Here is a 25,853-nt window from a genome sequence, read left to right on the forward strand (position 1 = left end):
TCAACCCGACTCAACCGAGCGGCAGGCGGCCGATGACCGGCGCCCCCGGGTTTTGTGCCCGATGGCGCAGCAGATGATCGGCCAGCACGCAGGCCAGCATCGCCTCGCCCACGGGAACGGCCCGAATGCCCACGCAGGGGTCATGACGCCCCTTGGTCAGGATGTCGGTGTTCAGGCCCTCCACCGTCACCGCCTGGCGCGGCGTGAGGATGGAGGAGGTGGGCTTCACCGCGAAGCGCGCGACGATGGGCTGGCCGGTGGAAATGCCGCCCAGCATGCCGCCCGCGTGATTCGCCAGGAACTCGACCGAGCCATCCTGGCGCATCCGCATCTCGTCGGCATTCTCCTCGCCGGAGAGCTCGGCGGCGGCGAAGCCATCGCCGATCTCCACCCCCTTCACGGCGTTGATGGACATGAGCGCCGCCGCGATGTCGGCGTCGAGCTTGCCATAGATCGGCGCGCCCAGGCCCACCGGCACGCCCTCGGCCTGCACCTCGATCACGGCGCCGATGGAGCTGCCCGCCTTGCGGACGCCCGCCAGCAGCGCCTCCCAGCGGAGGGCGGCGGCGGCGTCCGGGCACCAGAATTCGTTCTGCTCGGTCTGGCTCCAGTCCCAGGCGGCGCGGTCCACGCGGTCCCGCCCGATCTGCGTGAGCGCGCCGCGGATCACCACGCCCTCGCCCAGCACGCGCCGCGCGATCGCGCCAGCGGCGACGCGCATCGCCGTCTCCCGCGCCGAAGCGCGGCCGCCGCCGCGATAATCGCGCAGCCCGTATTTCCACTCATAAGCGATGTCGGCATGGCCGGGGCGGAAGCTCTTCGCGATCTCGCCGTAATCCTTGCTGCGCTGGTCCTGGTTCTCGATGACCAGCGCGATGGGCGTGCCGGTGGTGCGCCCCTCGAAGACGCCCGAGAGGATGCGGACCTGGTCCGGCTCCTGCCGCTGCGTCACATATTTGCCCGAGCCCGGCCGGCGCTTGTCGAGGAAGGGCTGGATCCATGCCTCATCCAGCGGCAGTCCGGGCGGACAGCCATCCACCACGCAGCCGATGGCCGGCCCGTGCGACTCGCCCCAGGTGGTGACGCGGAAGAGATGGCCGAAGCTGTTGTGCGACATGGTGAGGCGCAACTAGCGCAGAGTGGCCGGATGCGCCATCAGGGGCGGCCATGCGCGCCGCGCTGATCCTCCTGCTGCTCTCCCTCGCGAGCCCCGCGCCGGCGCAGGTGACGGAGATCTGCCGGCTCTACCCTCGTGATGGCGAGCATGCCGGCTGCGGCCTCTGCGGCGGGCCGGGCTGGCGCAAGCCCGATGGCCGCTGCGCCCGCTGGAGCGATGTGGGCCCGCCCGATTGCCGGGCGCTGCGCCGCGAATTGAGCGACCCCGCCCGCTGCGCCCAGCAGCGCGAGCGCGGGCGGCGCATGCCCTGACCCCCCATCGCGGTGGGGCCCGGCCCGCGTTACGCTCCCTCCATGCACCACACGGCCCCGCTGCTCGCGACCCTGGTCATCGCCCTGGCGCTCGCCTTCGCGCTCGGCCTCGCGGCGCGGCTGCTGCGCGTGCCGCCGCTGCTGGGCTATCTCGCCGCCGGCCTGGTCGTCGGTCCCTATACCCCGGGCTTCGTGGCGGATGCGGGCGTCACCTCCGCCATGGCCGAGATCGGCGTGGCGCTGCTGCTCTTCGGCGTCGGGCTGCATTTCCGGCCACGGGACCTGCTGGCGGTCTGGCGCGTGGCCGTGCCGGGCGCCATCGCGCAGATCGCCATCGGGACCGCGCTGGGCGCCCTGCTCGGCCATCTCGCCTTCGGCATGGGCACGGGTTCGGCGGTGGTGCTGGGCCTCGCTCTGGCCATTTCCTCGACGGCCGTCGCGACGCGCACCTTGGAGGAGCGCGGTCGGCTCGGCGGCGATGCGGGCCGCCTCGCGCTGGGCTGGCTCGTCATGCAGGACCTGGTGGTGGTGCTGGCCCTCGTCCTGCTGCCGGCGCTGGCGCGCGGCAGCGATGGCGCGGGCCTCGGCCCCGCCCTGCTGCGCACGGCGGCCGAGCTTGCGGCCTTCCTGCTCGTCATGGCCGTGGCGGGCCGCGTCCTGCTGCCCCGGCTGCTCAGCCTCGTCGCCGCCACCGCTTCGCGCGAGCTGTTTACGCTCGCCGTTGTCGTGGTGGCGCTCGGCACCGCCTTCGGCAGTTCGGCGCTCTTCGGCGTCTCGCCGGCGCTGGGCGCCTTCTTCGCCGGCGTGCTGCTGGCCGAAAGCCCGCTCGGCCATCAGGCGGCAGCCGAGACGGCGCCCCTCCAGCGCGTCTTCGTCGCCCTCTTCTTCGTCTCGGTCGGCATGCTGGTGGACCCGCTGGCGGTGCTGGCCGCGCCCTTCCTTACGCTCGGGGTGTTTCTCGTCGTGCTCCTGGGCACCGGCTTCGCCATCCTGGCGCTTCTGGTGGGGCTGCGCGTCGCCCTGCCGACGGCCGCCGTGGTGGCGGGCAGCATGGCGCAGATCGGGGAGTTCTCCTTCGTGCTGGCCGCGCTCGCCATCGGCCAGGGCCTGCTGCCCGAGACGGTGCGCGGGCCGATGCTCGCGGCCGCCGCCCTGAGCATCGTGCTCACCCCGCTCACACTGCGCCTGGCCGAGCGCGTCGCGGCGCGGGCCGTGGGGGATCGGCGCTACCGCGCGTGGGAGACACGCCGCGCCGGGGCCCGGGCCTTCCCCTCTCCCCCGCCTGGCCTCTCCGGCCATGCGGTGATCGTTGGTTTCGGCCGCGTGGGCCGCGTCGTGGCACGGGGCCTCACCGCGCATGGCATCCCGATCGTCGTGATCGAGGCGGACCATGCCCGCGCCGTGGCGCTTCGGCGGGAGGGGATCCCTGTGGTGTGGGGCGATGCGGCCCAGGCCGAGGTGCTGGCCGCCGCCCGCCCGGAATCGGCGCGGCTTCTCGTCCTCGCCCTGCCCGACGCCTTCGGCTGCCGCCGCGTGCTGGAGCTGGCCCGTGCCACCAATCCGGGCCTGCCTGCCGCCGTGCGCGCCCATGACGACGAGGAGGCAGCGCTGCTCGAACGCATCGAGGGCGTGGGCCTTGTGGTGATGGGCGAGCGGGAGATCGCCCTCGGCATGGCCGGCTTCGCGCTTCGGCATTTCGAGGTGGAGGCCAGCGGCATGCAGGCGACGCTGGAGGGGCTGCGCGGGGGGCGCTGAGGCTCAGTCCAGCGTCATCGCCATAAGCAGCGTGACCGCATCCACGCCATCGACGCGCAGCGAGGCCGCCTCCCGGCCATAGACGCTGAAGCCCACGCGCTCATAAAGGCCGCGCGCCGCCTGATTCGCCTCGCCCACCAGGAGCTGCACCACGCTCACCTCGGTGCACGCATGCGCGATCGCGGCGGCGAGCAGCGCCACGCCCAGCCCCTGGCCGCGCGCGGCGTGACGCACATACATGCCCCAGAGATGGCCGATATGGGCGCGCTTCAGCATCGAATCGCGCTGGAAGGCGAGCACACCCATGAGTCCGCCCGCCGCATCCTCGGCGCCGAACACGGCGGCGCGCGCCAACGTCTCGCCGAACCAGGAAAGCGGCTTCGCCGCTTCCTCCGCGAGGGCCCGCCCGAAGGCGGAAGGCACGACGCGGAGCGCCTCCAGGCGCAGCGCGCGATAGGCGTCGGCGTCCCGCGGAGCGAGGCGCCGGACCGCCATCTCAGCCCTTTTCGATGGTGAGGTCGGGCGCGTCGGGGTTCTTCATGCCGACGATGTGGTAGCCGCAATCCACGTGGTGCACCTCGCCCGAGACGCCGGTGGAGAGCGGGCTCACCAGGTAGAGGCCCGCACCGCCCACTTCCTCCAGCGTCACATTGCGCTCCATCGGCGCATTGTACTGGTTCCACTTCAGGATGTAGCGGAAATCGCCGATGCCCGAGGCCGCCAGCGTCTTGATCGGGCCCGCGCTGATCGCGTTCACGCGGATGCCATCGGGGCCGAGATCGGCCGCCATGTAACGCACGCTGGCCTCCAGCGCCGCCTTGGCGACGCCCATCACATTATAGTGCGGGACCCATTTCTCCGCGCCGAGGTAGCTGAGCGTGAGCAGTGATCCGCCCTCGCTCATCAGCGCGGCGGCGCGGCGGCCCGTGGCGGCGAAGGAATAGCAGGAGATGTCGAGCGCCTGCAGGAAGGCCTCGCGCGGCGTGTCCAGGAAGCGGCCGCGCAGATACTGCTTGTCGGCGAAGCCCACCGCATGGACGAAGAAGTCGAGCTTGCCCCAGCGCTCCTCGACGGCGCCGAAGGCGGCGTCCATGTCGTCATCACTGGAGACGTCGCAGGGCACGACGAAATCGCTGCCCACGCTGGCCGCCAGCGGGCGCACGCGCTTCTCCAGCGCCTCACCCTGGTAGGTGAAGGCCAGTTCCGCGCCCTGCGCGGCGCAGGCGCGCGCGATGGCCCAGGCGATGGAGCGGTCATTGGCCACGCCCATGATCAGGCCGCGGCGGCCCTGCATCAGGGTTCCCGTGGGCAAGGAGGGGGCAGAATCGTCCTTCATGGGGTTCCGTGATCCGGTTGCGGGGGCCAGATGGTGGTGGCACATGCCCCACAACCGGGCAAGGCCCCATAGGAAAAGCGCCCCAGTGGAACAGAAAATGACCGAAGACCCTTACGCCCTCTTCGCCGAATGGCTGGCCGAGGCGACGCGGACCGAACCCAATGATCCGAACGCCATGTGCCTCGCCACGGCGACGCCCGACGGCCGCCCTTCCGCCCGCATGGTGCTGCTCAAGGGCCATGATCCTCGCGGTTTCGTCTTCTACACCAATCTTGAATCTCGCAAGGGCGGGGAACTCGCGGCCAACCCCTTCGCGGCGCTGTGCTTCCACTGGAAGACGCTGACCCGCAGCGTGCGCGTCGAAGGCCGGATCGAGCCGGTGACGGCCGAGGAGGCCGATGCCTATTACGCCTCCCGCTCGCGCGGCAGCCGCATCGGCGCCTGGGCATCGCGCCAGTCCCGCCCGCTGGAAGGGCGCTGGGCGCTGGAGAAGGCGGTCGCGGAATACACGGTGAAGTTCGGCGTCAGCGAGATTCCGCGTCCGCCCTTCTGGTCCGGCTTCCGCCTCCTGCCCGAGCGCATCGAGTTCTGGCGCGACATGCCCTTCCGCCTGCATGAGCGCCGCATCTTCACGGCCAGCGAGGGCGGCTGGCGCACCGAGGCGCTCTATCCCTGATGGCCATTCCCGCCACCCAGGCCGAGGCGGCCGCCTTCCTGCGGCACCTTGTCGGCCGCGAGCCGGTGGAGACGCATATCTCCGCCGTCTTCCTGGGTGAGCGGGAGGCCTTCAAGCTGAAGAAGGCGGTGGATTTCGGCTTCCTCGACTTCACCACCCTGGCCGAGCGCGAGCGCCTCACGAAGTTCGAGCACGCGCTGAACGCGCCGCATGCGCCGGGCCTTTATCTCGGCGCCGAACCCCTCACGCGCGGCCCGAATGGCGCGCTGCGCCTGGGCGGCGAGGGCGATCCCATCGAATGGGTGCTGCGCATGACGCGCCTGCCGCCCGAGGCCTTCTTCGACGGCCCGTTGCGGCCGGAGCTTCTCGATCCGCTGGCCGATGCCGTCGTCGGTCTGCACGCCGCCGCGCCGCGGCGCGAAGGGGATGGCCGCATGGAGCGCGTCATCACCGGCAACCGCGAGGCTGCTCTCTCCGCCGGCCTGCCCGAGGCCACGGTGCGCGCCTGGGCCGCGGCCGCGCTGGCCGCCGAGCAACGCCTTGCCCCCTGGCTCGCCGAACGCGCCGCGACGGGCTTCCTGCGCCGCTGCCATGGCGACCTGCACCTGGGCAATATCTGCCTGATCGAGGGCCGCCCCACCCCCTTCGACGCGCTGGAATTCGACGAGGCGCTGGCGACGATCGATGTCGGCTACGACCTCGCCTTCCTGCTGATGGACCTCGACCGGAAGGACAGCCGCGCCGCCGCCAACCGCGTGCTGAACCGCTATGTCGCCCGCACCGGCGATGTGGCGCTGCTGCGGGGCCTGCCGCTCTGGCTCTCGCTGCGCGCGCTGATCCGCGCGCATGTCGCGGCACGTTCCGGCCAGGATGGGCTGCCGATGCTGCGATCGGCGCAGGCCTATCTCACGCCCGGGCCCGCCCGCCTTGTCGCGGTCGGTGGATTGCAGGGCACCGGCAAATCCCATCTCGCGCGCCGTCTCGCGCCCGATCTCGGCGCGGCACCGGGTGCGGTGATCCTGCGCAGCGACGAGATCCGGAAGCGCCAGGCGGGTGTCGCGCCCGAGACGCGCCTGCCGCCCACAGCCTACAGTGCGGAGGCCAGCGCCGCCGTCTTCGCCGCACTCAACGACCTCGCCGCGCAGGCGCTCGCCGCCGGCCACGCCGTCATCGCCGACGCCGTCTTCCAGCGCGCGCCGGAGCGCGACGCCCTGGCGGCGCTGGGCCATGGCTTCACCGGCTTCTGGCTGGAAGCGCCGCTCGGATTCCTCGCCGCGCGCATCGCGGCCCGCCAGGGCGATGCCTCGGACGCGACGCCCGAGGTGCTCGCCACAACCGCCGCCCGAGAGGCGGGCGAGATCACGTGGCACCGCCTGGACGCGACCGCGGCGCCGGAGGAGGTTGCCCGCAAGATACTGGACTTGCCCCCGCGGCCTTCGCCATAACGTTGCCCCAACAACCGGTTGAGGGATCAAGACCATGGCCTATCGCCGCCTGCTGCTGCCGATGACCGGGACCGCCGCCGGGGAAGCGGCGCTGGCCACCGCGCTGATGGTGGCGCGCATCTGGGGCGCGCATGTGCATTGCCTGCATGTTCGCGTCGATGCGCGCGATGTGGCACCCCTGGCCGGCGAAGGCCTCTCGGGCGCCATGATCGAGGAGATGATGGCCGCGACCGAACGCGAAAGCGGCGACCGCGCCAGCCGCGTCCGCGCCCTCTTCGAACGCTTCGCGGCCACCGCCGGCGACGTCACCATCGCGCACTCCGCCGAGACGGCGCTGAAATCAGGCGGGCCCACCCTGTCCTTCGAATCCATCGCGGGGCGGGAGGAGGACATCGTCGCCCAGCAGTCGCGTCTCTACGACATGGCCGTGGTGCCGCACCCCGAGGCGGGCGAGGATGTCTCGAGCTCGGATGCGCTGCATGCCGTGCTGTTCGATTCCGGCCGCCCGGTGCTGATCGCGCCGCGCGTCGCACCCGCCACCATCGGCACCCGCATCTGCTGCGCCTGGAACGGCACGGCCGAAAGCGCCGCCGCCATGGCCGCCGCCCTGCCCTGGCTGCACCGCGCCGATGCGCGCCGCGTGCTTTACGCCGATGACTACCAGCGCCGCGGGCCGAAGGTGGAGGGCATCCTCGCCTATCTTCACTGGCACGAGATCCAGGCCGAGGCGATGCAGTTCAAGCCCATCACCAAGGATGTGGGCGCGGGCCTGCTGGGCGCGGTGCGCGACTTCGAGGCCGACCTGCTCTGCATGGGCGCCTACAGCCATTCGCGCCTGCGCCAGCTCATCCTGGGCGGGGTCACGCGCCACGTGCTGGAGAATGCCGACGTGCCGGTTCTGATGTGCCGGTGAGCACGGCTTCATCACCCCGCTGAATGACGACGATCAGGCGGCGCGCATGGAAATGCCGCGCCGCCGCCCTATCTGGGGTGACGAACGCAGCCACAAACCGGCGCGTCGGGATCCACTTCCATGATTGACATCCGCCCCTTCAACTCGCTGGGCCATGCCAATTTCGGCTGGCTCAACGCCCGCCACCACTTCTCGTTCGGCCATTACAACGATCCCTCCCGCATGGGCTGGGGGCGCCTGCGCGTCTGGAATGATGACGAGATCGCCGCCGGCACGGGTTTCGACCCGCATCCGCACCGCGACATGGAGATCATCACCTATGTCCGCGAGGGCGCGATCACGCACCGCGACAACATGGGCAATGAGGGCCGCACCGAGGCGGGCGACGTGCAGATCATGTCCGCCGGCACGGGCGTGGTGCACAGCGAATACAACCTCGAACCCGGGACGACGAAGATCTTCCAGATCTGGATCCTGCCGGATGTGCGCGGCGCCAAGCCCAATTGGGGGGCCAAGACCTTCCCCAAGGCCGCGCGCGAGGCGAAGTTCGAGGTGCTGGCCGGCGGCCGCCCCGGCGATGCCGAAGCGGGCGCCCTGCCCATCAACGCCGATGCGGCGGTGATGGCGACGACGCTGGCCAAGGGCCAGTCGCTGACGCTCACCCTCGCCCCTGGCCGCGCCGCCTATCTGGTGCCGGCCAAGGGGAGTGCGACGGTGAACGGCCAGCCGCTCGGCCTGCGCGACGGTGCGGCGATCGAGGGCGAGCGCGAGGTGGTGATCGTCGCCAATGACGAGGCGGAACTCGTCCTCGTCGAAGTCGCCGCCTGAGCCGAGAGGAGCAGGGCAAGCTTTTCTGGTCGCATTTTCCGAGTCGCCGCGCGAAGCCGCGCGGCTTGAAAATGCTCAGCCCTGCTCCAGCTCGCTGTCCCAATACAGGTAGTCGCGCCAGCTCTCATGCAGGTGGTTGGGCGGGAAGCTCCGCCCATTCTCTTGCAATTCCCAGCTCGTCGGCTGGCGCGGCACCTGCCGGGGCAGCATGTGGCACTCGCGCGGGAGCGCGCTGCCCTTGCGCAGATTGCAGGGCCCGCAGGCGGCGACCACGTTTTCCCAGCTGGTCCGCCCGCCGCGCGAGCGCGGGATCACGTGGTCGAAGGTCAGCTCATGCGCGGGCAGGCCATCGCCGCAATACTGGCATTCGAAGCGGTCGCGCAGGAAGACGTTGAAGCGCGTGAAAGCGGGCCGCCGCGCCGCCGGGATGTATTCGCGCAACGCGATGACCGAGGGCAGGCGCAGCGCGAAGGAGGGCGAATGCACCTCCGTCTCGTATTCGCTGAGCACCGAGACGCGGTCCAGCACCACCGCTTTCACCGCATCCTGCCAGGACCAGACCGAGAGCGGGAAATAGGAGAGCGGGCGGAAATCCGCGTTCAGCACCAGGGCGGGAAAGCCGCCGGGGCCGTTGATCTGAGGGATGAGACTGCCGTCAGGCAAACCAAGCTCCTCTCACTGCCGTGATGGCGGAGATGGTTCCCGTCCCGGGTGCGGCCAGGCTCCCGGATTCGGTGCGCCGCCAACAACTGGGGTGAATGCATGGCACCCTTGCTGCATTGCCGCAAGACGCCATTAACGGCTTTCATCCTTGCGTCACATGATGCCCTCCATGCCCTTCGCCCTGCCCCCCGGTTGCGTCACGCGCTTCGCGCCCTCGCCCACGGGCCATCTGCACCTGGGTCACGCGCATTCCGCGCTGTTTGCCGCGCGCCTGGCCGAGCAGTCTGGCGGCCGCTTCCTGCTGCGCATCGAGGATATCGACGCCACGCGCTGCCGCCCGGAGTTCACGGCGGCGATCCGCGAGGACTTGAACTGGCTGGGCCTGGCCTGGGAGGAGCCGGTGCGCGTGCAATCCGCCCGCATGGCCCAGTACCGCGCGAGCCTGGAGTCGCTCCGCAGCCGCGGCCTGCTCTACTCCTGCTTCTGCACGCGCGGCGACATCGCCGCCGCCATCGCCGCCGCGCATGGCCCCGCCGCCATCTACCCCGGCACCTGCCGCCACCTGCCCGCCGCGGAGGCCGAGGCGCGCCTCGCCACCGGCCGCCCTTACGCGCTGCGCCTGGATGTCGCGCGCGCCCTGGCCGAGACCGGCCCGCTGCACTTCACCGACCTCCTCCACGGCCCGCGCCGCTGCGTGCCCGAGGCGCAGGGCGATGTGGTGCTGGCCCGCAAGGACATCCCCGCCTCCTACCACCTCTGCGTCACGCAGGATGACGCGGAGCAGGGTGTAACCCTGGTCACGCGCGGCGAGGACCTGCTGGACGCGACCGACATCCACCGCCTGCTCCAGGCGCTGATGGGCTGGCCCGAACCACTCTACGCCCATCACGGCCTCATCACCGACGAGGCCGGCAAGCGCCTCGCCAAGCGCGACCGGGCGCCCACGCTGCGCGCCCTGCGCGCAAGTGGCATGAGCCCAGGAGAGGTGCGCGCCCGCGCAGGTTTCCCCTAAGCTCGCGCCTGTGAGCCCAAGAACCACCGGCCTGCTGCTGCTTGTCCTGACCGGCCTGGGCTGGGGCTCCAACTGGCCCGCCCTGCAATTGCTGCTGCGCGAGATGCCGCCGCTCGCCGCGCGCTCCTATGCCGGCCTCGCCTCCTCCTTCGTCTTTGGCCTGGGCGCGCTCGCCTTTGGCGTGCGGCTTTCCGTGCCGCGCCCGCTCTGGGGGCGGCTCGCGCTCTATTCGGCGTTGAACGTCACGGCCTGGATGGGCCTCGCCACCGTGGGCCTGCTCTGGCTGAGCGCGGCGGAAGCCGCCACGCTGGCCTACACCATGCCGGTCTGGGCCGCGCTGCTGGCCTGGCCCATCCTGGGCGAGAAGCCGAGCCTGACCAAGCTGCTGGCCCTTGCCCTGGGCATTGGCGGCGTCGTCATCCTCTTCGCCGGGCGCGGCCTGGATGTGGGCCTCGCCAAGCTGCCGGGGATGCTGCTGCTGCTGGGCTCCGCCATGTTCTTCGCGCTGGGTGCGGTTCTGGCCAAGCGCCTGCCGCTGCCCATGCACCCGGTCGCCGCGATGGTCTGGCAGGTGGGCCTGGGCTGCCTGCCGCTCTTCCTCCTCTCGCCCTTCCTGGAGACGGTGCGCCTGGGCGAGCTTTCGCCGCTCGGCTGGTTACTGATGGGCTGGATGGCCATCGTGGCGCTGGGCATCGCCTATCTCGCCTGGTTCGGCGCGCTGGCACGGCTGCCGGCCTCGACAGCCACCATCGGCACGCTGCTGGTGCCCATCGTCGCCGTGCTCGCCACGGGCCTCCTGCTGGGCGAGCCGCTCGGCCTGCGCGAATGGTCGGCGCTGGGCTTCACGCTGGCGGGCGTGCTGCTCGCCACAAGGCGGCGCGCATGAACCAGCGCCAGCTGGGCCTGCTGCTCCTGATGCTGACGGCGGTGAACTGGGGCGCCACCTGGCCGATCATGAAGTTCCTGCTGACGGAATTGCCGCCGCTCACCATGCGCGCCATCGGCACGGCGACGCTGGCGGTGGTGCTGGCGGCGGGCGCGCTCGCCTTCCGCGTGAGGCTGCACGTGCCCCGTGAACAACGCCCGCGCCTCATGCTGTTCGCGTTGCTCAACATCACCGCCTGGATGGCCTTCGGCACGCTGGCCTTACGCTGGCTGACGGCCTCCGAGGCCGCGATCCTGGCCTACACCATGCCCGTCTGGGCCGCGCTCTTCGCCTGGCCCATCCTGGGCGAGAAGCCCGGTCCGCGGCGCATCGCGGGTCTGGTGCTGGGGTTCGGCAGCATCCTCATCCTGTTTGCCGGGCGCGGCGTGGAGCTCGGCCTCGCCAAGCTGCCGGGGCTGCTCTTCATCCTCGCCTCCGCGCTGCTCTTCGCGCTGGGCGCCGTGCTCTCGAAACGGCGGCCCCTGGTGCTGCACCCGATCACCGCACTCGCCTGGCAGATGGCGATCGGCTGCCTGCCCATGGCGCTCCTGGCCCCCCTGCTGGAGACGTTCCAACCCAGCCTCGTCTCCGGCCCGGTCTGGTTCTGGTTCGGCTGGTTCATGATCTTCTCCATGGGCATGTCCTACCTCACCTGGTTCGGGGCCCTTGCCCGCCTGCCCGCCTCCACGGCGGCCATCGGCACGCTGCTGGCGCCCGTGCTGAGCGTGCTGGGCGCCGGCCTGATCCTGGGCGAACCGCTTGGCTGGCGTGAGGCATTGGCTCTTTCCGGCACCGTGGGCGCGGTGGCGCTGGCGGTGGGAGTGCGCGATAAGCCGGCATGACCCCGCTTCTCCGCCTGCAGCCCGGCCGCGACCGCCGCGTGAAATCCGGCCACCCCTGGGCCTACTCCAACGAGATCGTGATGGATGCCGCGGCCCGCGCCCTGCCCCCGGGCAGCGCCGTGCGGCTCGAAGGCGATGACGGGGTGAAGCACGGGATCTGGCACTTCAACCCGCACAGCCTGATCGCCGCGCGCGTGCTGGACCGCAGCGCCACCACCGCACCCGACGCCGCCTGGTTCACCGCCCGCATCGGCCGCGCGCTGGCGCTGCGCGAGCGCCTGGGCGTGGCGCGACATTGCCGCCTCGTGCATGCGGAAGCCGACGGCCTGCCCGGTCTGATCATTGATCGCTTCGATGACGTGGTGGCGATCCAGGCCAACACCGCCGGCATGGAGGCCGCCACTCCGCTCATCGTCGAGGCGCTGCGTTCCTTGCTCAACCCGCGCAGCATCCTCGCCCGCAATGACAGCGCGGTGCGCGGCCTGGAAGGCCTGGCGCTGGAGACGAAGCTGCTGCATGGCAGCGAGGCCGAGGCGCGCGTGGAGGAGGGCGGCCTCGCCTTCGCGGTGGACCTGCTCTCGGGCCAGAAGACCGGCTGGTTCTTCGACCAGCGCGAGAACCGCGCGCGCGTCGCCACCCTGGCCCAGGGCGCCACCATGCTCGACGCCTTCTGCCACACCGGCGGCTTCGGCCTGATGGCGGCGAAGGCCGGCGCGCGCCAGGTCACGCTGCTCGACCGCTCCCAGCCCGCGCTCGACCTGGCCTTGGCCTCAGCCGCCGCGAATGGCCTGGCCGACCGCGTCACCGCCCGCCGCGGCGAGGCACTGGAGACGCTGGAACGCATGATCGGCGCGGGCGAGCGCTTCGACGTGGTGGTGGCCGACCCGCCGGCCTTCGCCAAATCCCGCAAGGACATCCCGGCGGCGCTGCGCGCCTATCAGCGCCTCGCGCGGATCTGCGCGCAGCTGGTGAATCCGGGCGGCTTCCTCTTCATCGCCTCCTGCTCGCATCACGCGGCGCCCCCGGAATTCGCCGCCGCCGTGGCGGAAGGCGTGTGGCGGGCGCGGCGCGAGGCGCGGCTTCTTGCAAGCGTCGGCGCCGGGCCCGACCATCCGGTGCACCCCATGCTGCCCGAGAGCGCCTATCTCAAGGGGCAGCTCCTGCAGCTCGCGTGACGCGGGCCGAGGCCTATCGGCGCACGCTCTACCAGGCCGGCGAGGTCCGGGTCCGCATCGGCCGCCACAGCGCGGCGGCTGATCGCTGGATGGCGCGCCATGCCGTGCGCGAGGCCGGCTTCATCACCGGCTGGAACCCGATGAGCCGGCTCATGCCATCGCGCTGGAATGCGGCCGCCCAGATGCGGCTGACACGCGATCTGCGCGGCGCGCGCTTCGTCACGGGCGTCGGCGCGCTGCGCGGCTGGCGCGAGGAGATGCTGCTGGTCGCCCTGCCGCTGCGCGAATTGGCCCGCCTCGCCCGCCGTCACCGCCAGGCGGCCATCGTCCTGCTCCGGCGCGGCGAGCCCGCGCGCCTCATTCCGACCGCGCCCGCCGCTCGAAGGTCCTGAGCGCCTTGCCATGCGCGAGGCGGATCAGCGGCATCAACTCGCCGATCATCGCCGTATCGGGGTTGAGGATGCAGACCCAGCTTGCCCAGCCATAGACCGGGTGCGGCAGCAACAGGCCCGTCTGCTTGAAATCCCAGGGCCCCTCGATCACGCCGCCCTGGCCCGGCCGCGCCGGCGGGCGGCCGAAGAGCGGCAGGAAGGCCGCGCGCGGGAGGCCGAAGCTCAGGCGGAACACGCCCGGCCGATCGAGCGCCGAGGCGCGGTCATTTTCCCCGTCCTTCGCCTTCAGCGTGAGGAAATAGGCGCCGCGCGCGAAACGGCCGCCCGGATGGACGAACAGGCTGGTCTCGCCCCAGCTCTCATGCGCTTCGGTGCCGGAGAAGTCCCGCAGCATGTGTGCGGCGATCTCCTCCGGCGTCATGGGCGCTACAGATAGCGCTGGATGTCCAGCGTGCTCTCGCGCCCCACCTTGTCCAGGCTCTCGCGGATGAAGAGATCCGCCGCCTCCCAGCCATAGTCGCGCAGCGTCTGGAGGAAATCCCAGTCGCCATTGAACTTGGTGCTGAGCTTGAAGGCGCGCATGCGCGGTTCATCCTCGATGGAATGGAGGAAGATGCGGCGATAGCGCGGCTGCTCCAGCCGCCCCGCCTCCAGCATGCGCTGCACGAAATCAATGGCGCGCATCTCGCTCATCAGCGAGGCGTTGAAGCTGATCTCGTTCAGCCGGTTCATGATGTCCGACGTCGTGGTCGGCAATTCCGGCCGCAGCAGCGGGTTCAGCTGCACCAGCACGATGTCGGCGGCCATGCGCTCGTGATAGAGCGGCCAGAGGGCCGGATTGCCGAGATAGCCGCCATCCCAATAGGCCTCGCCGTCGATCTCGACGGCCTTGAAGACGTTGGGCAGGCAGGCCGAGGCCAGCAACGCATCCACCGTGATCTCGCTGCGGGTGAAGACCTTGGGCTTGCCCGTCCGCACATTCGTGGCGGAGATGAAGAGGCGGACGGCGTTCTTGTCCGCGCGCAGCCGCGCGAGGTCCAGGCTCTGGTCCAGCGCCTTGCGCAGCGGGTTGAACTCCATCGGGAAGGGGTTCAACTGATAGGGCGACATGACGCGCGTCATGGTGTCGAAGGCGTTCCAGGCGAGGCTGTATTGCAGATCCCAGCCCCAGAGCGCCTTCTCGATCGGCGTGGCCTTCAGCGGCGAGACGGCGAATTTGGCCCCCAGCGCGCGCCAGAAGCGATTCAGCGCGTCCTTCGCCCCCTGCCGCCCGCCCTCCAGCAGGCCGAGCGCCAGCACCGCGCCATTGATGGCGCCCGCCGAGGTGCCGGAGAGGCCGTCGAATTCGATCCGCTCCTCCTCCAGCAGACGCTCCAGTGCGCCCCAGGTGAAGGCGCCATGCGTGCCGCCGCCCTGCAAGGCGAGGTTCACGCGGCGCGTGGTCTTCTGGATGACCGCCGGCGTCGCGACGGAGGGGGTCGCGTCCATCAGGCCGCGAGCCAGCCGCCATCGATGGATAGCGCCGAGCCATTCACGCCACCCGAACCGGGGCCGACGAGCCAGAGCGCCATGCGCGCCACCTCCTCCACCTCGATCCAGCGCTTGGAGGGCTGCTTGGCGAGCAGGTGATCCTTCAGCGCGACCTCCTCGGTCACGCCGAATTTCGCGGCGAGCGGCGGCACCTGCGCCTCCGCCAGCGGCGTGCGGACGAAGCCGGGGCAGATGGCATTGCAGGTTACATTCGCCTGCGCGATCTCGAGTGCCACCGACTTCGTCAGCCCCACCACGCCATGCTTGGCGGCCACGTAAGCAGTCTTGTAGGGGCTCGCCACCAGGCCATGCGCGCTCGCCACATTGATGATGCGGCCGTAATTGCGCCCCAGCATTCCCGGCAGCGCCGCCGCGATCGCGTGGAAATTGCTGCTCATGTTGATGGCGATGATCGCGTCCCACTTCTCGGCCGGGAAATCCTGGACGGGCGAGACGAACTGGATCCCCGCATTGTTCACCAGGATGTCGAGCTTGCCGAACGCGCCCTCGGCGGCGGCCACCATGCCGCGCACCTCGGCGGGCTTGGACATGTCGGCGGCGCTGTAGGGGGCCTCGGCCACGCCCATGAGGGTGCCGATCTCGGCGCGCGCCGCCGCGATGTCCTCGGGCTTGCCAAAGCCGTTGAGCATCACCTTCGCACCCGCCTCGGCATAGAGCCGGGCGATGCCCAGGCCGATGCCGCTCGTCGAGCCGGTGATCAGGGCGCTTTGCCCCTCCAGGATGCGTTCCATGCGATGAGCCTCAACCTTGATCTTTGTGCATCGCAATACCGCAAAGGTCCGGAACTCTCAACCGCGCGACAGATGAGACACAGGCAAGGATCACCCTGCGACAGAGCGGGCGCATCTTCCGCTCAACAGAGCTTCACCCCTTCGGAGACATTCCCATGCGCCAGATCCTCCTCGCCGCCGCCGCCCTGATCGCGCTCGCGCCTAACGCCGATGCCGCCTCGCGCATCCCCGCGCCGCAGACCACCGCCGTGCTCCTGGCGGGCGGCCTGGGCCATGGCCTGCGCCCCGCCTTGCCGGTGGATGCCCAGGTGGCACAGATCACCCCCACCCGCGGCGACTGAACTTGCAACGCCCCGCCGCGCATGGAAGATGACGCACCCCTGCCAGGAGTTGCGCCCATGTCCACCACCCAGGACCCCGCTGCCGAAATCCTCGCCGAGCAGCGCCGCCAGGCCCGCATCGACATGGCCGCCGCGCATCGCCTGGCCGTGATGCATGACTATCACGAGGCGATCGACAACCACTTCACCCTGCTGGTTCCAGGACGCCCGGGCCGCTTCTACCTCAACGCCTTCGGCCTGCACTGGTCCGAGGTCACGGCCAGCAACCTGATCGAGGTCGCCTTCGACGGCACGATCCTGGAGGGCTCCGGCCCCGCCGACCGCACCGCCATCTGCATCCATGCGCCCATCCACGCCATCACCGGCGCCGAATGCGTGCTGCACACGCACATGCCCTACATCACGGCGCTCTCGCAGCTCGAGGACATGACGCTGGAGATGACGGGCCAGAACGCGCTGCAATTCCACGACCGCATCGCCTACGACTACGACTACAACGGCTTCGCCCTCGAGCATGAGGAGGGCGAGCGCATGGCGGCCCTGATGCAGGGCAAGCCCCTCCTGATGCTGGCGAATCACGGCGTGGTGGTCACCGGCAAGTCGGTGGCGCAGGCCTATCACCGCCTCTACTTCCTGGAGCGCGCGGCGCGCACGCAGCTCTTCTCCATGTGGACCAATGCCCGCCGCCGCTTCGTGAAGGCCGAGGTGCTGGAGAAGATGAAGGCCCAGGCCGCCTGGCAGGACCCGACGCACAGCATGAGCGGCCCCGAGTACCACTTCGCCGCGCTGAAGCGCGTGCTCGATCGCACCGACCCGGGCTACGCCGACTGATCCTCCGCGGGCGGTTTGCGCCTGGGCCCGGCGGGTCCATATGGGGGCCATGACCGCCCCCGCATTGCTCTGGTTCCGTCAGGATCTCCGCCTCGCCGACAATCCCGCCCTCGCCGCCCTCGACGGGCGGCCGGCGCTCTTCGTCTATATCCTGGATGACGAAGCCGCCGGCGCCTGGGCGCATGGCGGCGCGCAGCGCTGGTGGCTGCATCATTCGCTGGCCTCGCTGACCTCCGATCTGGCAGCGCGCGGCGCCACGCTGCACCTGGCGCGCGGCCCGGCCACGCGCATCATCCCCCAGCTGGCCGCGGCCATCGGCGCCAGCGAGGTCATCGCCGGCCGGCTCTACGAGCCCTGGGCCCGCAACCGCGATGCCGCCATCGCCGAGGCACTGCAAGGCCAGGGCCGCAAGCTCACCCTGCACACCTCGTCGCTGCTGCATGAGCCGCACCGCATCCGCACCGGCACGGGCAAGCCCTATTCGGTCTATACGCCCTTCTCCCGCGCGCTCTTCGCCATCGGCGAGCCGCCGCCGGCCCTGCCCGCCCCCGAGCGCCTGAACGCCTCAGCGTATCCGGGCCTGCCGCTCGATGCGCTGGAGCTGCTGCCCAAGCTGGACTGGGCGCACGAATTCCCCGCCCACTGGCAGCCGGGCGAGGCGGGCGCGGCCGCCCGCCTCCAGGCTTTCAAGGCCATCACCCGCTACGATGCCACGCGCAACCTCCCCGGCATCCCCGGCACCTCCGGGCTCAGCCCGCATCTGCGCTTCGGCGAGATCAGCCCGCGGCAGGTCTGGCACGCGGCGCGCGCGGCAGGTGTCACGGGCGATGCCACCTTCCTCAAGGAAATCCTCTGGCGCGAATTCGCCTATCACCTGCTCTGGCACCGCCCCGAACTGCCCGAAGCACCCTTGCAGGAGGGCTTCGCCAATTTCCCCTGGCAGCCCGATGACAAGCTGCTGCGGGCCTGGCAGCGCGGCCTGACCGGCTATCCCATCGTGGATGCCGGCATGCGTCAGCTCTGGCGCACGGGCTGGATGCACAACCGCGTGCGGATGATCACCGCCTCCTTCCTGGTCAAGCACCTGCTGCAACCCTGGCAGGCGGGCGAGGCCTGGTTCTGGGACACGCTGCTGGATGGGGACCTCGCCTCCAACGCCGCCTCCTGGCAATGGGTGGCGGGCTGCGGTGCCGATGCCGCGCCCTATTTCCGCGTCTTCGCCCCCGTCCTCCAGGGCGAGAAATTCGACGCCGACGGCGCCTATGTCCGCCGCTGGGTGCCCGAGATCGCTGGGCTGCCGGCCAAGTACATCCACAAGCCCTGGGAGGCGCCGGACATCATCCTGCGCGGGGCCAATCTGCGCCTGGGCGTGGACTACCCGCGCCCCGTCATGGATCATGCGAAGGGCCGCGCCCGGGCGCTGGCCGCCTATGCCGAAATGCGTGGCGCCGCAGCATGAAGCTCGACCCGGCAAGCCTGCGCGCCCGCGGCTTCTCCGGGTTGCGCGTGGTGGGCGACGTGCATGGCGAGCCGGCGGCCCTGGCCACCGCCATCCGTGGCGCGGCCGAGGAGGGCCTCTTCCTTCTGCAACTGGGCGACCTCACTGATTACGGCCCGGATTCGCCCGGCGTCCTGCGCCTGATCTTCAACCTGCTGGATGACGAGGCCGGCCTCTTCCTGCTCGGCAACCATGACCACAAGCTGCGCCGCGCGCTGACCGGCGCGCGCGTCCGCAGCCCGGCCGAGGCCACCCCGCGCACGCTGGAGCAGTTGCACGCCGCGCCCGACGGACCGGCCCTGGCCGCCCGCGCGGTCGAGGAAATCGCGCAAGCCCCGGCCTGGTGGCGCCTGGGCCCGCTCTTCTTCGTCCATGCCGCCTTCCACAAGGGCATGCTGCTGCAGGCCCCGCCCCGCGAGGCCGGCGCGCGCAAGCCCGATGCCCTCACCTCCCGCGCGCTCTTCGGCCAGGTGACGGGCGGCACGACGCAGGAGGGCTACCCGGAGCGCGTGCTGCACTGGGTGGACGCGATCCCGCCCGGCCTCACCGTCTATGTGGGGCATGACCAGCGCTCGCGCGATGGCCGCCCGTGGGAGACGCGCGGCCGCATGGGCGGCCGGGCGATCTTCATGGACACCGGCTCGGGCAAGGGCGGCCACCTTTCCTGGGTGGATTTGCCTCTGCCCGAGCAGCGCTTCCTGGTCGCCTAACGGCCCCAGATCGCCGGGTTCGCCAGCAACTCGGCGCATTTGGCCGCGATGGCATCCAGCAGCGCGGCACCCTTCTCCGGGCTCGCGCGGCGCGCATCCCCCACCACGCCCGTGGGCGTGATTTCCTTGAAGCTGCGCCGCATCAGCAGGCCCGCCGGCTGCCCCGGCGCGCGCGAGGAGGAGGGCCCATGCGCCTCCGGCAGGCGGTCGGGCCTGACACCCTCAGGCAGCAGGTTCCACACCATGGAGGTCTCGGCCTCGCAGGCATGCATCAGGCCCGGTTGGTCCTCCAGCAGCGGCGCGATCACCTCGGGCACCATGTGCCAATAGGTGCCGCCGCCGACCCGGATGCCGAATTCCACCGCGAGGTCCGTCGCCGCCGTGCCGATCGCCTCGGCATTGCCGCCATGGCCGTTCATGAGAAACACGCGCTTGAAGCCATGCCGCGCGGCGGATTTCACGACATGCCGCAGCACCGCCTGGAAGGTGGCACTATCCAGCGTCACGGTGCCGCCAAAGGCCATGTGGTGCTCGGCCAGGCCATGCCAGACCACGGGGGTGACGAGGGCCGGGTGGCCGGCTTCCAACAGCTTGCGCGCCGTCTCCAGCGCGACATTGCCGCCCAGGATGATGTCGGTGCCCGTCACCAGCGCCGGCCCGTGCTGCTCCAACGAGGCGACGGGGACGATGAGAAGCGCGTCCTCCGCGGCCGCCGCCTGCACCTCGGCGGCGGTGAGCTTCATCCATTCGATCGAGCGGGCCATGGGCGTTCCTCAGCTTGGGTTCGGGCGCAGCATTCCGCCGCGCCGCCCCTGCGTCAAACCCCAGGCAGGATCACTCCGCGACGGCGCCCGAGGCTTCCACCAGCTCGCGCCAGACCGGCACCTGCGAACGCCAGAATTCGCCGAAGGCGGCCGGCGTCGCATCCGGCATGGGCTGGATGGTGAGGCTGAGCAGGCGCGTGCGCACCTCCTCCACCGCCAGCACCCGGCGGATCGCGTCATGCATGGTCGCGATCGCGGGCTCGGGCGTGCCGGTCGCGGCCACGACGCACCACCAGTTCAGCGCGTCAATGCCCGAGCCGGGCAGCAGCTCGCCCATGCTCGGCACATTGGCGATCTCGGGCACGTAGTCCACGCGGCCGGCGCTGCCGACGGCGAGCGCGCGGAACCGGCCCTCGCGCACATGCGGCAGGAGGGCGGGCATCACGTCGAACATCATGTCGATATTGCCGGAGATCAGGTCCTGGATGGCCGGGCCGCCGCCGCGATAGGGCACATGCGTCATGTCCGCATTGGTCTGCCGCTTCACGCGCTCGAAAAACAGATGGCTGATGGTGCCCGTGCCGCTGCTGCCCATGGTGACGCGGCCCGGATTGCGGCGGGCGAATTCGATCTGCTCCTGGAAGGTCCGCCAGGGGCGCTGGGCGTTCACCACCCAGAGCAGCGTGCCAATCCCCACGCGCGTCACGGGCGTGAAGTCGCGCAGCGGCACGAAGGGCATGCGGTTGCCGTAGAGATAGGTGTTGGCCGTGAGCACATTGGCCGACGTGAGCAGCCAGGTATGGCCATCCTTCTCGGCCTGGATCACCGATTGCGCGCCGATATTCCCGCCGGCCCCCGGCCGGTTCTCCACCACCACGGTCTGGCCCAGGAGGGGCGTCAGGCGCTCGGCCATCAGCCGGGCGATGATGTCATTGGCGCCGCCCGGCGCGATGGGGACGACGATGCGGACGGTGCGGCTCGGCATCCAGGCCTGGGCCAGGGCAGGTGCTGCGAGCAGCGGGGCGCCGAGCGCCCCCAGGACCAGGCTGCGGCGGGGGGTATGGGGCATCTGCGGAACTCTCCTGCGTTGCATCCTTATCAACCGCGCAGGGGGCGGCAGGTCAAGGCAAGGATGACGTTCTGTCCAGGAATTCGGTCGCCTCCGCCCGCATCGCGGCGAGCTTATCCGGCGCCATCTTCCGCAAGCCGGTGAGCGGCATGGCCATGCGTGGATTTCCGGCGAAATCCGAGGCGTGCCGCGCGATGAAGTCCCAATAGAGGAAATTGAAGGGGCATGCGCCCTCGCCCGTCGCGCGCTTCACGTCGTAGCGGCAGCGGCCGCAATGATTGCCCATCCGGTTGATATAGGCGCCGCTCGCCGCATAGGGCTTGCTCGCCATCACGCCGCCATCGGCATGGAGCGCCATGCCATGGGTATTGGGCAGTTCCACCCATTCGAAGGCATCGGCATAGACGGCGAGGTACCATTCCTGCACCTGCAGCGGATCAATCCCCGCCAGCAGCGCGAAATTGCCCGTCACCATCAGGCGCTGGATGTGGTGCGCGTAAGCCAGGTCCCGCGTCTGGCCGATCGCCGCATCCATGCAGCGCATGCCAGAATCGCCCCGCCAGTAGAAGCCGGGCAGCGGGCGATGCGCGGAGAGCGCGTTGGTCGCGCCATAGGCGGGCATCTTGAACCAGTAGAGGCCGCGCACGTATTCGCGCCAGCCCAGGATCTGCCGGATGAAGCCTTCCGCCGCGTTCAGCGGCACGCGGCCCTTCCGGTAGGCTTCCTCCGCCGCCGCGCAGACCTCGCCCGGCAGCAGCAGGCCGATATTGAGGCTGGTGGAGACGAGGCTGTGGAACAGCGTCGCCTCGCCCTCCGCCAGGGCATCCTGGTAGTCGCCGAAGCGCGGCAGGCGGTCGGTGAGGAAGGCTTCGAGCGCGCGCTTCGCCTCCGCGGCCGTCACCGGCCAGTTGAACCCGTCCAGGCGCCCGAAATGCGCGGGGAATTCGCGGGTGACGAGCGCCATCACCTCCCGCGTGATGTCATCCGGCGCGAAGCGCGGGGGCGCGGGGGGCACGAGGCCCTTGGGCAGCGGCTTGCGGTTCTCGGCATCGTAGTTCCACTCGCCGCCCTCGGGCTTGTCGCCCTGCATGAGGAAGCCGGTCGCGCGGCGCATCTCGCGGTAGAAGAACTCCATCCGGAGCTGCTTCTTGCCCTGCGCCCAGCGGCGGAAGACGCCGAGATCCGCCAGGAAGCGCGTATCCTCCCGGATCTCGACGGGCAGGCCGAGCGCGGCCTCCCACCCCTCCATCTCCTGCCGCACGCGCCATTCGCCGGGCTCGGTCGCCACGATGCGCACCGGGTGGTGCCGCGCCACGGCGCGGGCCACCTCGCCCGAGAAGCCGTGCGTGTTCGCCGGATCATCGAGCGTGACGTAGTCCACCCGCACGCCCCGCGCCCGGAGCGCGCGCGCGAAATGCCGCATGGCGGAGAGAATGAGCGCGATCTTCTGCGGGTGATGCGGCACATAGGTGCATTCGCCGCGCACCTCCATCATCAGCACCACGTCCCGCGCGGGGTCGAGATCCTGCAGCGCGGAGAGCGAGGCCGAGCACTGGTCGCCCAGAACGATCCGTAAGCTAGGTTGCGGCATAGATCACGGTGCTGCCGTCGTCGCCCTTCACCTGATAGGCGGTCCAGCGGCCCGCGGCGTCGAATTCCAGCACCGCCTCGATCTCGCCCGCCGTCCGCCAGCGCATGCCGCCCCCCACCGCCTCGCGCGTCCAGCGCAGGTCGAGCGGCTTGCCCGTGGTGGTGCCGAAGAGCGGCACGGCGCCGCCGAAGCGTTGCGGCTCCCACCAGGCGAGCGGCGCGGCCTGGGCCGGCAGGTTCAGCGCGCCCTCGGGGCCGCGCAGCGTGACGCCGGAGGCTGTGGCCTGGGCCTCCACCTCGGTGATGGTGCCGTTGCGGTTGAGGCTCGATCGCACCGAGACGAAGCGCCCCCCGCGCGTGACCTCCGTCAGGCGGTGTTCGTAGCGATAGACCACGACACCCATGACGCGCGGCGTGACGATATTCTCGGAGACTGCCGTGCGCTCCCCCCCGCGCTCGGTGAAGCTGATGTTGTGCGTGCCGATGGCGGTGCCGTTGCGCATGACGCGCCAGCGGTAATCGCCCGCCGCCTGGGCCAAGGCCGGGGTGGCCGCGAGGAGAACCGGCAAGCTGCGTCGTGCGATCATGATCATCCGGCCTTGGTGCGGAGGGTGGAGCGCCCGCCATCCACCGCGATCACCTGCCCCGTGATCCAGCCGGCGGCGGGCGAGAGCAGCATATCCGCCACGGCCGCGATGTCATCCGGCTCTCCCAGCCGGGGCAGCGGGTGCAGCTTGGCGATCGCCTCCGCCATGGCCGGGTTGCGCGTCAACGGCTCGGCCATGGCCGTCCGCGTCAGGCTGGGCGCGATGCAGTTGACGCGGATGGAAGGCGCCAGTTCGGCGGCCAGCGCCACCGTCATCCCCTCAACCGCCGCCTTGGCCGCCGCGATGGCGAGGTGATTGGTAAAGCCCGTGCGCGCAGCGACCGTGCTGAACAGCACCACGCTGCCGCCCGCCAGCGCCGGGGCGGCCGCCTGCACCGCGAGCGCGGCCGCCACCGCGTTCAGCCGGAAGGCGTCCAGCATATCGGATTCGGTGGTGCGCAGCGCCGGCTTCAGCAGGATGGAGCCCACGCAGAAGGCGAGGCCGGACAGCGGCGCGCCCAGCCCCTGGATCGCCGCTTTCAGCGCCGCGCCATCCGTTACATCCGCCACCACGCTCGCCGCCCCCGGGAGTTCCGCCGTCAGCGCGGCCAGCCGCCCGGCGTCGCGCGCCAGGAGCACCGGCCGCGCCCCGCGCGCCGCCACCCGCCGCGCGAGCGCCGCCCCCACGCCGCCCGTGGCCCCCAGGATCAAGACCCGCTCCGTCATGAAAACTCCATACGCGCCCAGAGAGGCCGCAGAGGTGGGGGCCCCCGCCCATTCGGGAAGCCCCGATCCTGCGCCAGGGCCCGAGAAGGGGGTGGGACAGCGGGGCGGAGCCGTGCCATCATCATCCCGCGATGCGCCAGCTCCTGCTGCTCCGGCACGCCAAATCCTCCTGGGATGACGCGATGCTCTCCGACCACGCCCGCCCGCTGAATGCGCGCGGGCGGCAGGCGGCGGCCGCCATGGCGCTGCACATGCAGGAACTCGGCCTGGCCCCGGACATCGTCCTCGTCTCCTCGGCGCGGCGCACGCTGCAGACGCTGGAGGCGCTGCAGCCCATGGACAGCTCCCCCATCATCGAGGTGATGGACGACCTCTACCTCGCCCCCTGGCAGCGGCTGATGGAGACGCTGCGGACCATGCCGGAGACGGCGCGCTCGGTCCTGCTCATCGGCCACAATCCCGGCCTGCATGAACTCGGCCTCGCGCTGCTTGGCGCGGCGGGCGCCGCCCTTGGCGGCGTGCATGCACGGCGCCTGAGCGAGGGCTACCCCACCGGCGCGCTGGCCGAATTCACCATCGCCGGCCCCTGGGGGCAGTTGCAGGACGGCGGGGGCAGGCTGGTGCGCTTCCTCGCGCCCAGGGACCTGCCGGAGGTGGCGGCCTGATCCTCGAACTGGCCCCCTGGGAAACACCGGGGGCGCCGCCGCCCCGCTGCCCGGTTCATCCCCGCCTCGCCGCGCCGCGCTGGCAGTCGCGTCGCGTCACCTGGCTGCGCGCAGGGGGCGAGGGCGCCGCCCTGCTCACCCGCCACAACCGCGCCTGGCACACGGTCACCCCCCTGCCGCCCGAAGGCGAGCCGAGCTGGCCCGGCACCCTGCCGCCGCCCGAGCCCATTCCGCCCGAGCCCTCCGCCCAGCCCATCGCCCACTTCACCGGCCGCCGGGCCACCCTGGCGCCCGGCGTCACCTGGATCGAGGGCCGTCTCGAAGCGGGTGGGCAGGGCCGGCGGGTCGCACGCCTGGTGCTGGAGGGCGAGCCCGCTTCCATCCTGCCCCTCGCCGCCGAGCTCGCGGAGACGCTCCCCCTGCTCCCCGCGCCCCACAGCCTGGACGAAACGGCGCTGGCGCTCGCCGAGGGCCGCGCACCGCGCCCCCGCCGACAGGGCCCGGCGAGCCTGGCCGGCGCGGCAACGACGCATGCCGCCCTCCGCGCCGCCCTCGCCCACCTGCTCGAGGTGATCCTGGCCGAAGCGCCGGGCTGCCGCCTCGCCGCCGGACCGCGCGGCGTGCACCAGACCCGCGTGGCGCTGCGCCGCCTGCGCTCCCTGCTCAGGATCTTCCGGCCCGTGCTGGAGGGGCCGGCCTGGCGCGAATGGGATGCCGAGCTGCGCAACGTGGCCCAGGCGCTGGGGGCCGCGCGCGACTGGGACGTGTTCCTGACGGGAATCGGCCCCGGCACGCTCGCCGCGCTGGAGGGCGAGCCCCGCGTCAAGCGCCTGCTCGCCGCGGCCGGGCGCGAGCGCGAAGCCGCCTATGCGGCGCTCGGCCAATTCCTGGCCTCGCCAGGTTTCCGCGCCGCCATCCTGCAAGGGATGCGACTCGGCCTCCTGCATCCGCCCCCCCTGCCCGACCCGCCCCTCGCGCCCTTCGCCGCCGGGGTGCTGCGCAAGCGCTGGAAGCGGCTGAAGCGGGCAGGCGCCGCCATGGAGGAACTGGACGCGACCGCCCTGCATGAGATGCGCCTGGACGGCAAGCGCCTGCGCTATGCCGCCGAGCCCTTCGCCGCCCTCTGGCCCGGCCGCGCCGCCCGACGATTCACCCGCCGGCTCGCGGAGCTGCAGGAGGCGCTGGGTCTCGCCAATGATGCGACCGTTGCGGGGCAATTGGCGCGGCGGCTGGCCGGGCGGGGGGCGGGCGGATTCGCCATCGGCACCGTCACCGGCTTCGCCGCGGGGCGGGCGGAAGGCAGCCGAGTCGCGGCGCTCGCCGCCTGGAAAGGCCTGCGAAAGGCGGGCCCCTTCTGGAAGTCACCGGAAAACCACGATTTGTAATATGGCGAAACAAGTG

Annotated in this window: 29 protein-coding genes; 17 read left to right on the forward strand and 12 right to left on the reverse strand. The window is 71.1% G+C overall.

Features of this window, described 5'->3' with window-relative positions; translation table 11 throughout:
- Positions 1-10: 10 nt before the first annotated feature.
- On the reverse strand, positions 11-1,117 hold the full coding sequence (gene aroC / locus ACQ860_RS05620) for a chorismate synthase (protein ID WP_431305726.1): 1,107 nt from the start codon (positions 1,115-1,117) through the stop codon (positions 11-13).
- Between the two features lie 50 nt (positions 1,118-1,167).
- Here aroC and ACQ860_RS05625 point away from each other — a divergent pair, with 50 nt between their 5' ends.
- Together ACQ860_RS05625 and ACQ860_RS05630 are read left to right on the forward strand one after the other, a co-directional pair.
- Positions 1,168-1,428: a hypothetical protein gene (locus ACQ860_RS05625; protein WP_431302430.1), complete on the forward strand. Its 261-nt coding sequence runs from the start codon at positions 1,168-1,170 to the stop codon at positions 1,426-1,428.
- A gap of 42 nt (positions 1,429-1,470) precedes the next feature.
- Positions 1,471-3,183: a cation:proton antiporter gene (locus ACQ860_RS05630; RefSeq protein WP_431302431.1), complete on the forward strand. Its 1,713-nt coding sequence runs from the start codon at positions 1,471-1,473 to the stop codon at positions 3,181-3,183.
- Positions 3,184-3,186: 3 nt separating this feature from the next.
- Here the strand turns inward: ACQ860_RS05630 and ACQ860_RS05635 are convergent, their stop codons facing one another.
- Together ACQ860_RS05635 and fabI are read right to left on the reverse strand one after the other, a co-directional pair.
- The gene (locus ACQ860_RS05635; protein ID WP_431302432.1) at positions 3,187-3,678 is read right to left on the reverse strand and encodes a GNAT family N-acetyltransferase; all 492 of its coding nucleotides are present in this window, start codon (positions 3,676-3,678) and stop codon (positions 3,187-3,189) included.
- Position 3,679: 1 nt separating this feature from the next.
- The gene (gene fabI, locus ACQ860_RS05640) at positions 3,680-4,477 is read right to left on the reverse strand and encodes an enoyl-ACP reductase FabI (protein WP_213609374.1); all 798 of its coding nucleotides are present in this window, start codon (positions 4,475-4,477) and stop codon (positions 3,680-3,682) included.
- An 85-nt stretch (positions 4,478-4,562) separates the two neighbouring features.
- Between fabI and pdxH the strand changes: the two genes are divergently transcribed.
- The 4 genes from pdxH to ACQ860_RS05660 all read left to right on the forward strand — a co-directional run bounded on the left by pdxH (position 4,563) and on the right by ACQ860_RS05660 (position 8,381).
- Positions 4,563-5,195 carry a pyridoxamine 5'-phosphate oxidase gene (gene pdxH, locus ACQ860_RS05645; RefSeq protein ID WP_431302433.1) on the forward strand — a complete coding sequence of 211 codons (633 nt, stop codon included), beginning with the start codon at positions 4,563-4,565 and terminating at the stop codon, positions 5,193-5,195.
- Positions 5,195-6,640 (forward strand): AAA family ATPase, encoded by a 1,446-nt coding sequence (locus ACQ860_RS05650; protein ID WP_431302434.1) that lies wholly within the window; start codon positions 5,195-5,197, stop codon positions 6,638-6,640. The genes pdxH and ACQ860_RS05650 overlap by 1 nt, the downstream gene beginning before the upstream one ends.
- Before the next feature lie 34 nt (positions 6,641-6,674).
- The gene (locus ACQ860_RS05655) at positions 6,675-7,553 is read left to right on the forward strand and encodes a universal stress protein (protein ID WP_431302435.1); all 879 of its coding nucleotides are present in this window, start codon (positions 6,675-6,677) and stop codon (positions 7,551-7,553) included.
- 120 nt (positions 7,554-7,673) lie between these two features.
- Complete coding sequence (locus tag ACQ860_RS05660; RefSeq protein WP_431302436.1) at positions 7,674-8,381, forward strand: pirin family protein; 708 nt, start codon at positions 7,674-7,676, stop codon at positions 8,379-8,381.
- Between the two features lie 75 nt (positions 8,382-8,456).
- Here the strand turns inward: ACQ860_RS05660 and ACQ860_RS05665 are convergent, their stop codons facing one another.
- A complete protein-coding gene (locus ACQ860_RS05665; RefSeq protein WP_431302437.1) occupies positions 8,457-9,044 on the reverse strand; it encodes an HNH endonuclease in 588 nt (195 codons plus the stop codon).
- A 169-nt stretch (positions 9,045-9,213) separates the two neighbouring features.
- Here ACQ860_RS05665 and gluQRS point away from each other — a divergent pair, with 169 nt between their 5' ends.
- The 5 genes from gluQRS to ACQ860_RS05690 are packed head-to-tail and all read left to right on the forward strand — an operon-like array spanning position 9,214 to position 13,390.
- The gene (gene gluQRS, locus ACQ860_RS05670; protein ID WP_431302438.1) at positions 9,214-10,056 is read left to right on the forward strand and encodes a tRNA glutamyl-Q(34) synthetase GluQRS; all 843 of its coding nucleotides are present in this window, start codon (positions 9,214-9,216) and stop codon (positions 10,054-10,056) included.
- A gap of 10 nt (positions 10,057-10,066) precedes the next feature.
- On the forward strand, positions 10,067-10,942 hold the full coding sequence (locus ACQ860_RS05675) for a DMT family transporter (RefSeq protein ID WP_431302439.1): 876 nt from the start codon (positions 10,067-10,069) through the stop codon (positions 10,940-10,942).
- A complete protein-coding gene (locus tag ACQ860_RS05680) occupies positions 10,939-11,823 on the forward strand; it encodes a DMT family transporter (protein ID WP_431302440.1) in 885 nt (294 codons plus the stop codon). Before ACQ860_RS05675 ends, ACQ860_RS05680 begins: the two co-directional genes overlap by 4 nt.
- Positions 11,820-12,998, forward strand: coding sequence for a class I SAM-dependent rRNA methyltransferase (locus ACQ860_RS05685; RefSeq protein WP_431302441.1), 1,179 nt, complete (start codon positions 11,820-11,822; stop codon positions 12,996-12,998). The genes ACQ860_RS05680 and ACQ860_RS05685 overlap by 4 nt, the downstream gene beginning before the upstream one ends.
- Positions 12,995-13,390 (forward strand): DUF3293 domain-containing protein, encoded by a 396-nt coding sequence (locus tag ACQ860_RS05690; protein WP_431302442.1) that lies wholly within the window; start codon positions 12,995-12,997, stop codon positions 13,388-13,390. Before ACQ860_RS05685 ends, ACQ860_RS05690 begins: the two co-directional genes overlap by 4 nt.
- Here the strand turns inward: ACQ860_RS05690 and ACQ860_RS05695 are convergent.
- Genes ACQ860_RS05695 through ACQ860_RS05705 form a run of 3 tightly spaced genes read right to left on the reverse strand, consistent with a single transcriptional unit; the run spans position 13,356 to position 15,672 of the window.
- A complete protein-coding gene (locus ACQ860_RS05695) occupies positions 13,356-13,811 on the reverse strand; it encodes a DUF6194 family protein (RefSeq protein ID WP_431302443.1) in 456 nt (151 codons plus the stop codon). The genes ACQ860_RS05690 and ACQ860_RS05695 overlap by 35 nt on opposite strands.
- Positions 13,812-13,816: 5 nt before the next feature.
- Entirely contained in the window at positions 13,817-14,878 is a 1,062-nt protein-coding gene (locus tag ACQ860_RS05700; protein WP_431302444.1) for a patatin-like phospholipase family protein, read from the reverse strand.
- Positions 14,878-15,672: a 3-hydroxybutyrate dehydrogenase gene (locus ACQ860_RS05705; protein WP_431302445.1), complete on the reverse strand. Its 795-nt coding sequence runs from the start codon at positions 15,670-15,672 to the stop codon at positions 14,878-14,880. Before ACQ860_RS05705 ends, ACQ860_RS05700 begins: the two co-directional genes overlap by 1 nt.
- A 155-nt stretch (positions 15,673-15,827) precedes the next feature.
- Here ACQ860_RS05705 and ACQ860_RS05710 point away from each other — a divergent pair, with 155 nt between their 5' ends.
- The 4 genes from ACQ860_RS05710 to ACQ860_RS05725 are packed head-to-tail and all read left to right on the forward strand — an operon-like array spanning position 15,828 to position 19,052.
- Complete coding sequence (locus tag ACQ860_RS05710; protein ID WP_431302446.1) at positions 15,828-16,013, forward strand: hypothetical protein; 186 nt, start codon at positions 15,828-15,830, stop codon at positions 16,011-16,013.
- 57 nt (positions 16,014-16,070) lie between these two features.
- Positions 16,071-16,844 carry a class II aldolase/adducin family protein gene (locus ACQ860_RS05715; RefSeq protein ID WP_431302447.1) on the forward strand — a complete coding sequence of 258 codons (774 nt, stop codon included), beginning with the start codon at positions 16,071-16,073 and terminating at the stop codon, positions 16,842-16,844.
- A gap of 40 nt (positions 16,845-16,884) precedes the next feature.
- Positions 16,885-18,303 carry a cryptochrome/photolyase family protein gene (locus tag ACQ860_RS05720; RefSeq protein WP_431302448.1) on the forward strand — a complete coding sequence of 473 codons (1,419 nt, stop codon included), beginning with the start codon at positions 16,885-16,887 and terminating at the stop codon, positions 18,301-18,303.
- The gene (locus ACQ860_RS05725; protein ID WP_431302449.1) at positions 18,300-19,052 is read left to right on the forward strand and encodes a metallophosphoesterase; all 753 of its coding nucleotides are present in this window, start codon (positions 18,300-18,302) and stop codon (positions 19,050-19,052) included. The genes ACQ860_RS05720 and ACQ860_RS05725 overlap by 4 nt, the downstream gene beginning before the upstream one ends.
- On the opposite strand, the gene ACQ860_RS05730 is transcribed toward ACQ860_RS05725, so the two are convergent.
- From ACQ860_RS05730 to ACQ860_RS05750, 5 genes are all read right to left on the reverse strand, one after another.
- Positions 19,049-19,816 (reverse strand): creatininase family protein, encoded by a 768-nt coding sequence (locus ACQ860_RS05730; RefSeq protein WP_431302450.1) that lies wholly within the window; start codon positions 19,814-19,816, stop codon positions 19,049-19,051. The genes ACQ860_RS05725 and ACQ860_RS05730 overlap by 4 nt on opposite strands.
- A 70-nt stretch (positions 19,817-19,886) precedes the next feature.
- Positions 19,887-20,885, reverse strand: coding sequence for a Bug family tripartite tricarboxylate transporter substrate binding protein (locus ACQ860_RS05735; RefSeq protein WP_431302451.1), 999 nt, complete (start codon positions 20,883-20,885; stop codon positions 19,887-19,889).
- A gap of 52 nt (positions 20,886-20,937) precedes the next feature.
- Positions 20,938-22,476: a cryptochrome/photolyase family protein gene (locus ACQ860_RS05740; RefSeq protein WP_431302452.1), complete on the reverse strand. Its 1,539-nt coding sequence runs from the start codon at positions 22,474-22,476 to the stop codon at positions 20,938-20,940.
- A complete protein-coding gene (locus tag ACQ860_RS05745; RefSeq protein WP_431302453.1) occupies positions 22,463-23,044 on the reverse strand; it encodes a DUF6134 family protein in 582 nt (193 codons plus the stop codon). The genes ACQ860_RS05740 and ACQ860_RS05745 overlap by 14 nt, the downstream gene beginning before the upstream one ends.
- Before the next feature lie 20 nt (positions 23,045-23,064).
- Complete coding sequence (locus tag ACQ860_RS05750) at positions 23,065-23,787, reverse strand: SDR family NAD(P)-dependent oxidoreductase (protein WP_431302454.1); 723 nt, start codon at positions 23,785-23,787, stop codon at positions 23,065-23,067.
- 131 nt (positions 23,788-23,918) lie between these two features.
- Here ACQ860_RS05750 and ACQ860_RS05755 point away from each other — a divergent pair, with 131 nt between their 5' ends.
- Together ACQ860_RS05755 and ACQ860_RS05760 are read left to right on the forward strand one after the other, a co-directional pair.
- Complete coding sequence (locus ACQ860_RS05755; protein ID WP_431302455.1) at positions 23,919-24,452, forward strand: SixA phosphatase family protein; 534 nt, start codon at positions 23,919-23,921, stop codon at positions 24,450-24,452.
- Positions 24,453-24,808: 356 nt separating this feature from the next.
- A complete protein-coding gene (locus ACQ860_RS05760; protein ID WP_431302456.1) occupies positions 24,809-25,837 on the forward strand; it encodes a CHAD domain-containing protein in 1,029 nt (342 codons plus the stop codon).
- The last annotated feature ends 16 nt before the right edge of the window (positions 25,838-25,853 follow it).

This window comes from Sediminicoccus sp. BL-A-41-H5, assembly GCF_050632405.1.
Classification (GTDB): domain Bacteria; phylum Pseudomonadota; class Alphaproteobacteria; order Acetobacterales; family Acetobacteraceae; genus Roseococcus.

Coding starts and splice junctions, on each gene's coding strand:
- aroC (WP_431305726.1), bottom strand. CDS start 1,117: ATGTCGCACAACAGCTTCGGCCATCTCTTCCGCGTCACCACCTGGGGC.
- ACQ860_RS05625 (WP_431302430.1), top strand. CDS start 1,168: ATGCGCGCCGCGCTGATCCTCCTGCTGCTCTCCCTCGCGAGCCCCGCG.
- ACQ860_RS05630 (WP_431302431.1), top strand. CDS start 1,471: ATGCACCACACGGCCCCGCTGCTCGCGACCCTGGTCATCGCCCTGGCG.
- ACQ860_RS05635 (WP_431302432.1), bottom strand. CDS start 3,678: ATGGCGGTCCGGCGCCTCGCTCCGCGGGACGCCGACGCCTATCGCGCG.
- fabI (WP_213609374.1), bottom strand. CDS start 4,477: ATGCAGGGCCGCCGCGGCCTGATCATGGGCGTGGCCAATGACCGCTCC.
- pdxH (WP_431302433.1), top strand. CDS start 4,563: ATGCCCCACAACCGGGCAAGGCCCCATAGGAAAAGCGCCCCAGTGGAA.
- ACQ860_RS05650 (WP_431302434.1), top strand. CDS start 5,195: ATGGCCATTCCCGCCACCCAGGCCGAGGCGGCCGCCTTCCTGCGGCAC.
- ACQ860_RS05655 (WP_431302435.1), top strand. CDS start 6,675: ATGGCCTATCGCCGCCTGCTGCTGCCGATGACCGGGACCGCCGCCGGG.
- ACQ860_RS05660 (WP_431302436.1), top strand. CDS start 7,674: ATGATTGACATCCGCCCCTTCAACTCGCTGGGCCATGCCAATTTCGGC.
- gluQRS (WP_431302438.1), top strand. CDS start 9,214: ATGCCCTTCGCCCTGCCCCCCGGTTGCGTCACGCGCTTCGCGCCCTCG.
- ACQ860_RS05680 (WP_431302440.1), top strand. CDS start 10,939: ATGAACCAGCGCCAGCTGGGCCTGCTGCTCCTGATGCTGACGGCGGTG.
- ACQ860_RS05685 (WP_431302441.1), top strand. CDS start 11,820: ATGACCCCGCTTCTCCGCCTGCAGCCCGGCCGCGACCGCCGCGTGAAA.
- ACQ860_RS05695 (WP_431302443.1), bottom strand. CDS start 13,811: ATGACGCCGGAGGAGATCGCCGCACACATGCTGCGGGACTTCTCCGGC.
- ACQ860_RS05700 (WP_431302444.1), bottom strand. CDS start 14,878: ATGGACGCGACCCCCTCCGTCGCGACGCCGGCGGTCATCCAGAAGACC.
- ACQ860_RS05705 (WP_431302445.1), bottom strand. CDS start 15,672: ATGGAACGCATCCTGGAGGGGCAAAGCGCCCTGATCACCGGCTCGACG.
- ACQ860_RS05710 (WP_431302446.1), top strand. CDS start 15,828: ATGCGCCAGATCCTCCTCGCCGCCGCCGCCCTGATCGCGCTCGCGCCT.
- ACQ860_RS05715 (WP_431302447.1), top strand. CDS start 16,071: ATGTCCACCACCCAGGACCCCGCTGCCGAAATCCTCGCCGAGCAGCGC.
- ACQ860_RS05720 (WP_431302448.1), top strand. CDS start 16,885: ATGGGGGCCATGACCGCCCCCGCATTGCTCTGGTTCCGTCAGGATCTC.
- ACQ860_RS05725 (WP_431302449.1), top strand. CDS start 18,300: ATGAAGCTCGACCCGGCAAGCCTGCGCGCCCGCGGCTTCTCCGGGTTG.
- ACQ860_RS05730 (WP_431302450.1), bottom strand. CDS start 19,816: ATGGCCCGCTCGATCGAATGGATGAAGCTCACCGCCGCCGAGGTGCAG.
- ACQ860_RS05735 (WP_431302451.1), bottom strand. CDS start 20,885: ATGCCCCATACCCCCCGCCGCAGCCTGGTCCTGGGGGCGCTCGGCGCC.
- ACQ860_RS05740 (WP_431302452.1), bottom strand. CDS start 22,476: ATGCCGCAACCTAGCTTACGGATCGTTCTGGGCGACCAGTGCTCGGCC.
- ACQ860_RS05750 (WP_431302454.1), bottom strand. CDS start 23,787: ATGACGGAGCGGGTCTTGATCCTGGGGGCCACGGGCGGCGTGGGGGCG.
- ACQ860_RS05755 (WP_431302455.1), top strand. CDS start 23,919: ATGCGCCAGCTCCTGCTGCTCCGGCACGCCAAATCCTCCTGGGATGAC.